Raw genomic sequence first — 12,036 nt, forward strand, 5'->3', positions numbered from 1 at the left:
GCAATGCTGAACATTACAAACCTGTCTGCCGATTACGGCGGCAAACCCGCCCTGGAAGCGATCAACCTGACGCTGGACAGCGGTGAACTGCTGGTGGTGCTGGGACCGTCCGGCTGCGGGAAAACGACGCTGCTGAACCTGATCGCCGGGTTTGTACCGTATCAGCACGGCTCGATCCAACTGGAAGGGAAACGGGTCACGGGGCCGGGCGCAGAGCGCGGCGTGGTTTTCCAGAACGAAGGGTTACTCCCGTGGCGAAACGTTCAGGAAAACGTTGCGTTTGGTCTGCAACTGGCCGGTGTAGCACGTGAACAGCGCCTGAATACGGCGCGCGATATGCTGAAAAAGGTCGGGCTGGAGGGGGCTGAAAAACGCTTTATCTGGCAGCTTTCAGGCGGGCAGCGTCAGCGCGTCGGGATCGCCCGTGCGCTGGCGGCTAACCCACAGCTGCTGTTGCTGGACGAACCTTTCGGGGCGCTGGATGCCTTCACCCGCGAGCAGATGCAAACCCTGCTGCTGCGCCTGTGGCACGAAACCGGCAAGCAGGTGCTGTTAATCACCCACGATATCGAAGAGGCCGTGTTTATGGCGACGGAGCTGGTGCTGCTCTCACCGGGGCCGGGACGCGTGCTGGAGCGCCTGCCGCTTGAGTTTGCCCGGCGCTATGTGGCGGGAGAGCCAGTACGCAGCATCAAATCCGATCCGCTGTTTATTGAACAGCGTGAATACGTCTTAAGCCGCGTGTTTGAGCAACGGGAGGCGTTCTCATGAGCATTGTTTTCAGTGAAAAAACGCGGCGGACGCGCCTTGCCTTACGCTGGCCGTTCTCTCGCCAGATCACTTTAAGCGTCAGCACGCTGGTGGTGTTGCTGGCGGTATGGTGGGCGGTTGCCGCGCAGCAGTGGGTAAGCCCGCTGTTTCTGCCCCCGCCAGGCCAGGTTCTGGAAAAACTGATTACTATCGCCGGGCCGCAGGGCTTTATGGATGCCACTCTCTGGCAGCATTTAGGCGCCAGTCTGACGCGTATTCTGGTGGCGCTGCTGGCGGCGGTCATTATTGGCGTTCCGGTGGGGATCGCGATGGGACTGAGCCCGACGGTACGCGGCATTCTCGACCCGCTGATAGAGCTTTACCGTCCCGTCCCGCCGCTGGCTTACTTGCCCCTGATGGTGATCTGGTTTGGCATCGGGGAGACGTCAAAGATCTTACTGATATACCTGGCGATTTTTGCGCCGGTCGCGATGTCGGCCCTGGCTGGCGTAAAGAGTGCGCAGCAGGTACGCATACGTGCGGCGCAGTCGCTCGGCGCCAGCCGCGCGCAGGTCCTGCTGTTCGTCATTTTACCGGGCGCGCTGCCGGAGATATTGACCGGGCTGCGCATCGGCCTTGGGGTGGGCTGGTCTACGCTGGTGGCGGCAGAGCTGATAGCCGCCACGCGCGGCCTTGGGTTTATGGTGCAGTCGGCGGGAGAGTTCCTGGCGACTGATGTGGTACTGGCAGGGATCGCAGTGATCGCCGCGATCGCCTTTGGATTAGAACTGGGACTGCGCGCGCTACAGCGTCGCCTGACGCCCTGGCATGGAGAAATACAATGAGTGAACGTCTGACGATTATCCCGTTGGGGCCGTACATTGGCGCGCAAGTGTCGGGCCTGGACGTAACCCGTCCGCTGAGCGATAACCAGTTTGAGCAGCTGTACCACGCGGTGCTGCGTCATCAGGTGGTGTTCCTGCGTGAACAGGCCATTACCCCGCATCAGCAGCGCGCGCTGGCCCTGCGTTTTGGCGACCTGCATATCCACCCCGTCTATCCGCATGCGGAAGGGGTGGAGGAGATTATCGTCCTCGACACCCACAACGATAACCCGCCGGATAACGATAACTGGCATACCGATGTGACCTTTATCGACACACCGCCAGCCGGGGCGATTCTTGCGGCGAAGCTGTTGCCTGAGACGGGGGGCGATACGCTGTGGGCCAGCGGGATCGCAGCGTTTGAGGCGCTCTCCGCGCCGCTCCAGACCCTACTGAGCGGCCTGCGGGCGGAGCATGACTTCAAAAAATCATTCCAGGAATATAAGTACCGTAAAACGGAAGAGGAGCACCAGCGCTGGCTGGATGCGGTCGAAAAACATCCCCCGCTGCTGCACCCGGTGGTGCGTACGCATCCGGTGACCGGAAAGCAGGCGCTGTTTGTGAATGAAGGGTTTACCACGCGTATCGTGGACGTAGCGGAGAAAGAGAGCGAGGCGCTGCTCGGCTTCCTGTTTGCGCATATCACGAAACCCGAGTTTCAGGTGCGCTGGCGCTGGCAGGAGAACGATCTGGCGATCTGGGATAACCGCGTCACGCAGCATTACGCCAATGCGGATTATCTGCCGCAGCGAAGGATTATGCAGCGGGCGACGATCCTGGGGGATAAGCCGTTTTATCGTCCATAACCCTTCGTTTTCGGCTCATGTAGGCCGGGTAAGGCGTAGCCGCCACCCGGCTATTATGCTCCGTTCATGCTGGGTGGCGCTGCGCTTACCCGGCCTACAAATACGACATTACGACAAATGGGCCTCAATATACCGCTGATAGCGGTTCGCCTTCAGATAACACAAATCCACCAGCACCAGCCCGTCGATACAGTTATTGAACGCCGGATCGCTGCCGAAATCGACAAACTGCACGCCGCCGGGTTCGCATAGCTCGGAATACTGTTTGTAGAGCGGCGGGATGCCGCAACCCAGGTTGCCGAGCAGGGATTTGAGCTTTGTCAGGTCATCCACGTAATCCACCCCGCCAAATTGCGCCAGCACGTCTGGCAGGGATGCGGGATAGGGCTGGCGCGAGGCGGCTAGCGGATGCGTCGCCGGGAACCACAGGCGGTAAAAGGCGACCAGCAGATCCCGCGCGGCAGGCGGTAACCCCCCGGAGATGGAGACCGGGCCAAACAGGTAACGGTAATGAGGATAGCGTGCCAGATAGGCGCCAATACCTGACCACAGATAGTCCAGACCGCGACGCCCCCAGTAGCGCGGCTGTATAAAGCTACGCCCCAGCTCAATGCCGTGCTCCAGTATGTCCTGCATTTTTTCGTCGTAGTGGAACAAGCTGTAGCTGTACAACCCCTCGACGCCGCGCTTTTCCACCTGCATGGCCGTTGGCATAAAGCGGTATGCGCCGACAATCTCCAGGTCATCGTCATCCCACAAAATGAGGTGCAGATAGTCATCATCGTAGCTGTCCGTATCCCGCCGCTTCCCGCTGCCTTCCTCCACGGCACGAAAGGCAATCTCGCGCAGCCGCCCCAGCTCGCGCAGCAGAGGCGCCTCTTCCTGCCCGTTGCGCTGCCAAAGATAGATGGCCTTACCATCGCTCGTTTTTCCCAGACACTCGGCCTGCGCCAGTTCGCGCTTCAGCGTGGCCCTGTCTTCCGGGCGGGCAATGGCGCACTGGGTTTTAAAGACGCCAGGCAATCCCTTGCCAAGACGTATCACGTGCTGACGACACTGCTCGGCCATCTCACGCGATGAAAGGGTAGAACTAAACCGGTCATTCCAGGCAATCTGCTGGCCGATTTTGATCGGCAACTGACTGTGACGGCGGCGAAACATCTGTTGCATCAACAGCAGCATGGATACCGTTGGCGAGACCAGGGTACTGGCATAAAACAGCAGGCTGTTGTGCGCCTGGATATGTACCGGAAGTAGCGGCACCCGTAATTTGCCAGCCAGCTTGATAAAGCCCGGATGCCATTTTTTATCGCGTATGCCTTTGCGCGTTGGGCGGGAAACTTCGCCCGCCGGAAAGAAGATCAGCACACCGGCGTTTTGCAGGTGCTGCTCCATCTGTATCAGCGAAGCTTTTGCGGTTCTGCCGCCCATATTATCCACGGGAATAAACAATGAACTGAGGGGCTCAAGGTGGGACAGCATCCTGTTGGTAACAACCCTGACGTCGCGGCGCACGCGGGAAACAGCGTACAGCAACGCCAGCCCATCCAGCGTGCCAGTGGGGTGGTTCGCTATCACAATGAGTGGGCCGTGTTCGGGGATTTGTTCGAGATCGCGGGCGGAAACGGAGCAGTGAATATCAAGGTGTTCCAGAACCTGATCCACCATATCCAGCCCTTTCAGGTGACGGTGGCTGGCAGCAAACTGCTGAAATTCGTCTTCGTGAAGCAGTCTTTTTAACAGACTTTTTTGCCAGGGTGCGGGCCTCGCCTGAGGCCAAAGGTCATCAAGAACGCTGTCGAGACTAAACATTGATCACTCCTCCTGCCGTCTTGCCCAGACAGTAGAAGGAGGAGATGTCGTTTGTATTGCAGTTTGGTGAAGATTAGCGCAGAGAGCAGGCCGGGTAAGGCGAAGTCGCCACCCGGCGCTAAAGCGGATTAACGCAGAATTTTCTTCTCGGCCAGATCCAGCGCGAAATAGCTGAAGATCAGATCCGCGCCCGCACGTTTGATCGCCCCCAGGCTTTCGAGGATCACTTTCTCTTCGTCGATGGCACCCGCCTGCGCGGCGAATTTGATCATCGCGTACTCACCGCTCACCTGGTATGCGCCCAGCGGCAGTTCGGTGCGTTCGCGAATGTCGCGCAGGATATCCAGGTACGCGCCAGCCGGTTTCACCATCAGGCAGTCAGCGCCCTGGGCTTCATCAAGCAGAGATTCACGAATCGCTTCGCGGCGGTTCAGCGGGTTCATCTGATAGGTTTTACGATCGCCTTTCAGCGCCGTGCCCGCTGCTTCACGGAACGGACCGTAGAAAGAGGAGGCGAATTTGGTGGAGTAGGACATGATGGCGGTGTCGGTGAAGCCCGCGGCATCCAGCGCATGGCGAATCGCCTGTACCTGCCCATCCATTGCCGCAGAAGGCGCAATGAAATCCGCACCCGCGGCGGCGGCAACCACCGCCTGCTTGCCCAGATTCAGCAGGGTCGCATCGTTGTCCACGCCGTGATCGCACAGCACACCACAGTGGCCATGAGAGGTGTATTCGCAGAAGCAGGTATCGGACATGACGATCATCTCCGGCACACTCTCTTTGCAGATGCGCGACATGCGTGCCACGAGGCCGTCTTCTTTCCAGGCATCGCTGCCGGTCGCGTCAGTGTGGTGGGAGATACCGAACGTCATCACCGAGCGGATGCCCGCATTCGCAATGCGTTCGATCTCGCGGGCCAGATGCTTTTCAGGAATGCGCATCACGCCCGGCATCGCGTCGATGGCTTTGTAGTCATCGATCTCTTCTTCAACAAAAATCGGCAACACCAGATCGTTTAAGGTCAGTGTTGTCTCTTCAAACATGGCGCGCAGTGCGGGTGACTTGCGCAGGCGACGGGGACGTGCAATTAAATCGGTCATGGTATGCCTGATGTTTGTGGAACAAAGAGGTATAGTGTACCTGAAAGCAGGGAGCGGTGTTTTACTAAAGTTGTCTTTTAGATTTTCGAAATCGACTAATATACGCTGCATGTATTTAGTCTATATTATAAATCTTATTCTGATGTTCAGCGTGGCGTGTAATATTGGTGAGGCTTCTATATTGGTTTGGGATTATAAATATAAATGATTAATTGCTTTTTATTATATGTGTCGAAGCAACTAAAGTAGTTTGCAATCAGTTGAATTTATAATATTTATTCATAATGATTGATATTGCCGTGGGTTTATAAGCTTATTTGTCTGAATACGGACTTAATGGAATCATTCATTGAACCTTTTCGAAGTGAAACTGCATAATTCCTTCCGCAATTTAATGTTGCTAAATGATTTGATGGACAAACTTGCTTACGTCCCTGAGGAGGGATGACCCAATGCAAACATGGAAAAAGAAACTGGTTGTATCACAACTTGCATTAGCCTGCACACTGGCTATCGCTTCTCAGGCCAATGCGAAAGATATATCCGGCACGACATATAATACTTTTGGATATGACAATACTGCGTCCACGCCCTGGTATTATGGTTATGCTGACTGGAATTATTCAGATGCCACATATGATGGTGACATTTATCCGGTCGTCAATAAATCAACCGTAAACGGAGTTATTTCGACATACTATCTGGATGATGGTGTCAATGGCCGTGCGAACGCGTTGAGTATTTCTAACAGCACCATTAATGGCATGATCACCTCAGAGTGTATGACCACGACGTGTGCAGATGGCGTAGATACTGACGGCACCGCTCATACCCAGTATGATCGTTTTAGCCTGACCGTTGATAACTCCACCATCAACGATACCTACGAGCATTACGCGTATGATGTCGTCAATGGCGAAACCACTGAAACGCATTATCTGGACACCTATGATCTGGGTAACGCCATCACGCTGGACGTTGAATCTGATATCGTTATTCAGAACAATTCCCACGTTGCGGGTATCACGCTGACGCAGGGTTACCAGGATCTGGATAACACGCCATACGACGGTGTTGAAGGCGTTGCTAACAGCAGCAATGTCTTTACCGATACGCTGGTGGTGAAAGACTCTGTGCTGACCTCCGGTGCGTACAGCGATCTGGGTACCAGCGGCTTCTACGGTCAAACGGCGAAGCCGAGCGACTACGGTGAAACCAACGCCACGGCTGCGGATGATGCGGCGCTGATCGTTGTGGCTGGCGCGTCTGATAACGCTATGCAGACCACCGCTACCTTCGATCACTCTACCATTACCGGCGACATCCTTTTCTCCAGCACCTTTGATAACAACTTCTACGAGAATGGCGATCCGGCAACGGATACCACAGAAGATGGCGTCTATAACCCAACTACCAACGGCTGGGATGATACCGACAAGCTGGATGTCACGCTGACCAACGGCAGTAAATGGGTGGGTGCCGCGCAGTCCAGCGTTGAGGCCATCGGCACGGCGCAGATGTATGGTGAAGGCTACAGCAATGTAGACTGGCATGCACTTTCTCCAAACAGCATCTGGCCTGATTCTACCTTTGATAGCAACGGTCACGTTGCAGGTGAAGAGGTTTATCAGAGCGGCCTGTTCAACGTGGCGCTGGATAACGGTTCCGAGTGGGATACCCGTAAGATCTCCAACATCGACGCGCTGACGGTGAACAACCAGTCTCAGGTCAATGTTGAAAACTCCGGCCTGCTGGCGGATTCCATCACCCTGACCAATGCGTCTAGCCTGAACATCGGCGACAACGGCGCGGTAGCAACCGATAGCCTGTATCTGGATAGCTACAGCCGTGCGGCACTGACTGAAGAGACAGCTGAGCTGTATGCCAACACCATTACCGTGGACAACGGTGCAGAGCTGGCGCTGGGTCTGGGTCAGGTTGATACGCACAATATGGTGCTGACCGATGGCGGTGTACTCAACGTTGCCAGCCGCGATTATGTGCTGAACAGCGACCTGAACAACGCACGGTATATCACCAACGATCGCAATAAAGCGGACTACGACTATGGTGTTGTCGCGCTGAACTCTGACGGTCATCTGGCGGTGAACGGTGACGTTGCCGGTAACTATAAAGTGCGCATCGACGATGCGACCGGCGCAGGCTCCGTAGCTGACTACAAAAACAAAGAGATCATTCGCGTCTATGACAATAACGCGGATACCGCTGCCAGCTTTACTGCGGCAAATAAAGCTGATTTAGGTGCATACACCTATCAGGCGCAGCAGAAGGGCGACACCGTTGTTCTCCAGCAGGAAGAGCTGACTGACTACGCCAACATGGCGCTGAGCATTCCTTCTGCTAATACCAACATCTGGAATCTGCAACAGGATACCGTGGGTACCCGTCTGACCAACAGCCGTCATGGCCTGGCAGATAACGGCGGCGCATGGGTGAGCTATTTCGGCGGCAACTTTGACGCGGATAATGGCACCGTTAGCTACGATCAGGACGTAAGCGGCATTATGGTAGGTCTGGATACTCAGATCGACGGTAATAACGCGAAGTGGATTGTCGGTGGTGCGGCTGGTTTCGCGAAGGGTGATATCAGCGATCGTACGGGTCAGGTCGATCAGGACAGCCAGACTGCGATGATCTACGCGTCGGCGAAGTTCATGAACGATATCTTCCTCGACAGCTCACTGAGTTACACCCGCTTCAACAACGACCTCTCTGCCACCATGAGCAATGGTCAGTATGTTGACGGTAATACCACGACTGACGCCGTTGGTTTCGGGATGAAACTGGGCTATGACTGGAAACCAAACCTGTCTGGCTACGTCACGCCTTACGCGGCGATTTCTGGCCTGTTCCAGTCCGGTGATGACTACCAGTTAAGCAACGACATGCGTATCGATGGTCAGTCTTACGACAGTATGCGTTATGAAGTCGGCGTGGATGCAGGTTATACCTTCAACTACGGCGGCGAGCAGGCATTAACGCCTTACTTCAAACTGGCTTACGTGTATGACGATGCTGACAACAATGCTGATATCAACAACGACAGCATTGATAACGGCGTAGAAGGCTCTGCGGTTCGCGTGGGACTGGGTACTCAGTTCAGCTTCACGAAAAACTTCAGTGCTTACACTGATGCGACTTATCTGGGCGGCGGCGACGTTGACCAGAACTGGGGAGCAAACCTGGGTGTGAAATATACCTGGTAAGAAAAAAACGCGGGGGATTTTGCCCCCGCTTTTTTATGTGCTTTAAAAATAATAAAGAACCGACAGATACAGATGACTTGAGGTATGCATGAACGTTAATGCGAAACCACTTTCTGAATTAAGCCGGCTCATTAAGTGTCTGGAAATCGCCGGTACCCCATTTAAGACCGAACCACAACAATTAATAACTACCGGCAATAATGATGATGAACCATTGACCGTTGTCATACAATCCGGTCTGACTGCCGTCCACCGTAAATCAGACGAATTACTTATGGGTATTGCGCGGGCACCGTATATCCACGGTTTAAGCGCATGGATAAATGACAACTATCTTGAATATTCTCTGATTGCACAAACACCTTGTACCGGATTTTATTTGCCTGCCTCTACTGCATGCGAACTTATTCAAGAAGCGCATGTTTGGCAAGAAGCTTTCTGCTGGCTGTCATGGCTAAACCATTTACTGGGAAAACGTGATATACAGCTGATTGGAAATAATTCCTATAGCCAAATTCGGGCGATGCTGTTGAATATGGCCGAGTGGGATGATGCGCTACGTTCAAAAATTGGTGTTATGAATCATATTCAGCGTAGCACGCGTATTTCTCGTTCGGTCGTTGCGGAGGTTCTGGCGGCGCTGCGTCAGGGGAACTACATCAATATGAGCCGGGGCAAACTGGTCAGTATCAACCGTTTGCCCACGGACTATTGAGATCAGTTAGAGGCCGTAAGCACCTGCGCTTTATTGGCGCTCAGCTCGGCCACCAGATTATTTACGCCATCACTCATATTCACGAAGCGTGTATTTGGCGACCGGGTGACCACCACAAAAGCACCTACGTTTGATTGCGGAATCATCGCCATATAGGTGATGAATCCGCCACCTCCACCGGTTTTTTGAATAATCCCCGGTCGGCCATCTTTTGGCGCCATATACACCCAGCCCATGCCGAGGGCATCGGCTTTACCGGGTACATCCATGCCAATGACGCGACGTAACTGAGCACGCTGGTAGATGAGCGTCTGCATGCGGTCGGCCTGATTGCTGCGCGCGTAAAAATCCGATGAGAGGAACTGTTGCATCCAGCGCATCATGTCGCCAGGCGTAGAGTAAACTCCACCGCTGCCAATGGCGGCCAGCGTGTTATTGCACGGGCTGGCCCCTTTTTCCGCCACCATCAGACGCTTGCACTGGTCCGGGGAGGGGGTGTAAGTGGTATCTTTCATCCCGAGCGGACGCGTGATCTGCTCTTCAAACAGTTGAGGGTAGGGCTTACCCGAGGCCGTCGCTAAAGCGTCGGCCAGCAGATCAAACGCCAGGTTAGAATAGCCGGCCTGCGAGCCCGGGGCCGATTTCAGGGTTGCTGTGCTCAGGTAGTTCCAGCGTTGCTCACGGGTTGGCCAGACAAAGACAGGGCGATGCGCAGCGCCACCGGGCTGTTCTCGCGGCAGGGCGCTGGTATGGGTCGCCAGATTCACCAGTCTGATCGGCGTTCCCTGATATGTCGGAACGCGAGCGCCGGGCGGCGCATATTTGCTGAGCGGATCGTCGAGTTTCACCACGCCCTGATCGAGCAGTTTCACCAGCATTTCGCTGGTCATCAGCTTGGTTATCGACGCGACACGGATAACGGAATCCAGCTGCGGACGAACGTTATTTCCCGGACGTGTTTCACCGAAGCTGCGAAACACCCGCTGGTTACCGTCGATCACGACCAGCGCCATTCCCGTCGCACCGCTGCCGTAATAAATAAGGTTCGCGTAGCGATCGGCAATGTCAGAGGCCAGAACCGGGGCCGTCAGAGGCTGTGCTGCCTGGGCGGTGGACAGGCTCACCGCACACAGCGCGGCGATAGAGAGCAGACAACGTTTCAACGAAAAGCATCCATCAAGTGAATAAGGAAAGTTACGGGTAGTTATACTACTAATCGGCGTCGGGCAATGGCCCGATTTGCATAACGATAGCGAGAAAAACGTAACCGTGGGTAAATTTGAACAATTTACTTGCGGCGTGGCTCCCATTTTGTGACATCGACCGTATGATAGACGCTACGATCGCTGTTGCGAATGAAACGCACCGAAACAATTCCTGAAAACGGGGAAGCGAACTAATAATTCACCCGCAGGTCTCACTTTTTTGCCTGAGCCGGGAGGCTGGCACAGGCAAGGTTTCGTGTGGCGATATGTTGAACACAGCAACAGCCATAACAACAAGAAGGAAGCACAATGTTTAAGTCTTTTTTCCCAAAGCCGGGGCCCTTTTTCCTGTCGGCATTTATTTGGGCACTGCTGGCTGTCATTTTCTGGCAGGCCGGTGGCGGCGCGTGGCTGACCCGTCTTACGGGGGCAACGGGCGATATTCCCATTAGCGCAGCGCGCTTCTGGTCCATGAGCTATCTGCTTTTCTACGCTTATTACGTGCTCTGCGTAGGGCTTTTTGCCATGTTCTGGTTTGTCTATTCTCCTCACCGCTGGCAATACTGGTCGATTCTCGGCACGTCGTTAATCATCTTTGTCACCTGGTTCCTGGTTGAGGTGGGCGTAGCGGTCAACGCCTGGTATGCGCCGTTTTACGATCTGATCCAGACGGCGCTGAGTTCGCCGCATAAAGTGACCATTAACCAGTTCTACCATGAGGTGGGGATCTTCCTCGGCATCGCCCTCATCGCCGTGGTGATCGGCGTGATGAATAACTTTTTCGTCAGCCACTATGTGTTCCGCTGGCGTACCGCGATGAACGAACACTATATGGCGCACTGGCAGCACCTGCGACATATCGAAGGTGCCGCACAGCGTGTGCAGGAAGACACCATGCGTTTTGCCTCTACTCTGGAAGATATGGGCGTGAGCTTTATCAACGCCATCATGACGCTGATCGCCTTCCTGCCGGTGCTGGTGACGCTCTCGTCGCACGTTCCGGAGCTGCCGATTGTCGGCCATCTGCCCTACGGCCTGGTGATTGCCGCGATTGTCTGGTCGCTGATGGGAACGGGGCTGCTGGCGGTGGTAGGGATCAAGTTGCCGGGGCTGGAGTTTAAAAACCAGCGCGTGGAAGCGGCCTACCGTAAAGAGCTGGTGTATGGTGAAGACGATGCCAACCGTGCGTCACCGCCTACCGTGCGTGAGCTGTTTGGCGCCGTACGTCGTAACTACTTCCGCCTCTATTTCCATTACATGTATTTCAATATCGCGCGCATTCTTTATCTTCAGGTTGATAACGTTTTCGGGTTGTTCCTGCTGTTCCCGTCCATCGTTGCGGGTACGATTACGCTCGGTCTGATGACCCAAATCACCAACGTCTTTGGTCAGGTTCGCGGTTCGTTCCAGTATCTGATTAGCTCCTGGACTACGCTTGTGGAGCTGATGTCCATCTACAAACGTTTACGCAGTTTCGAGCGTGAGCTGGACGATAAGGACGTGCAGGAAGTCACCCATACATTAGGTTAAAAAG

Annotated in this window: 9 protein-coding genes; 6 read left to right on the forward strand and 3 right to left on the reverse strand. The window is 54.8% G+C overall.

Features of this window, described 5'->3' with window-relative positions:
• The first annotated feature begins 3 nt into the window (after nt 1-3).
• The 3 genes from tauB to tauD are packed head-to-tail and all read left to right on the forward strand — an operon-like array spanning nt 4 to nt 2,440.
• Nucleotides 4-771, forward strand: coding sequence for a taurine ABC transporter ATP-binding subunit (gene tauB / locus BFV63_RS04585; protein ID WP_003863171.1), 768 nt, complete (start codon nt 4-6; stop codon nt 769-771).
• A complete protein-coding gene (tauC, locus tag BFV63_RS04590) occupies nt 768-1,595 on the forward strand; it encodes a taurine ABC transporter permease TauC (RefSeq protein ID WP_045350620.1) in 828 nt (275 codons plus the stop codon). Before tauB ends, tauC begins: the two co-directional genes overlap by 4 nt.
• On the forward strand, nt 1,592-2,440 hold the full coding sequence (tauD, locus tag BFV63_RS04595) for a taurine dioxygenase (RefSeq protein ID WP_048241323.1): 849 nt from the start codon (nt 1,592-1,594) through the stop codon (nt 2,438-2,440). The genes tauC and tauD overlap by 4 nt, the downstream gene beginning before the upstream one ends.
• Nucleotides 2,441-2,548: 108 nt before the next feature.
• Here the strand turns inward: tauD and olsF are convergent, their stop codons facing one another.
• Entirely contained in the window at nt 2,549-4,252 is a 1,704-nt protein-coding gene (gene olsF, locus BFV63_RS04600; RefSeq protein ID WP_048241321.1) for a bifunctional ornithine lipid synthase OlsF, read from the reverse strand.
• 128 nt (nt 4,253-4,380) lie between these two features.
• Nucleotides 4,381-5,355: a porphobilinogen synthase gene (gene hemB, locus BFV63_RS04605; RefSeq protein ID WP_003859169.1), complete on the reverse strand. Its 975-nt coding sequence runs from the start codon at nt 5,353-5,355 to the stop codon at nt 4,381-4,383.
• Between the two features lie 452 nt (nt 5,356-5,807).
• Between hemB and BFV63_RS04615 the strand changes: the two genes are divergently transcribed.
• Nucleotides 5,808-8,582, forward strand: coding sequence for an autotransporter YaiT-related protein (locus tag BFV63_RS04615; protein ID WP_048241319.1), 2,775 nt, complete (start codon nt 5,808-5,810; stop codon nt 8,580-8,582).
• Nucleotides 8,583-8,670: 88 nt separating this feature from the next.
• Nucleotides 8,671-9,297, forward strand: coding sequence for a helix-turn-helix domain-containing protein (locus tag BFV63_RS04620; protein WP_003859165.1), 627 nt, complete (start codon nt 8,671-8,673; stop codon nt 9,295-9,297).
• A 2-nt stretch (nt 9,298-9,299) separates the two neighbouring features.
• Here the strand turns inward: BFV63_RS04620 and ampH are convergent, their stop codons facing one another.
• On the reverse strand, nt 9,300-10,460 hold the full coding sequence (gene ampH, locus BFV63_RS04625; protein WP_003859164.1) for a D-alanyl-D-alanine-carboxypeptidase/endopeptidase AmpH: 1,161 nt from the start codon (nt 10,458-10,460) through the stop codon (nt 9,300-9,302).
• Between the two features lie 351 nt (nt 10,461-10,811).
• Between ampH and sbmA the strand changes: the two genes are divergently transcribed.
• Nucleotides 10,812-12,032, forward strand: coding sequence for a peptide antibiotic transporter SbmA (gene sbmA, locus BFV63_RS04630; RefSeq protein WP_003859162.1), 1,221 nt, complete (start codon nt 10,812-10,814; stop codon nt 12,030-12,032).
• Nucleotides 12,033-12,036: the final 4 nt, after the last annotated feature.

This window comes from Enterobacter hormaechei subsp. xiangfangensis (genome assembly GCF_001729785.1).
Lineage (GTDB): Bacteria > Pseudomonadota > Gammaproteobacteria > Enterobacterales > Enterobacteriaceae > Enterobacter > Enterobacter hormaechei_C.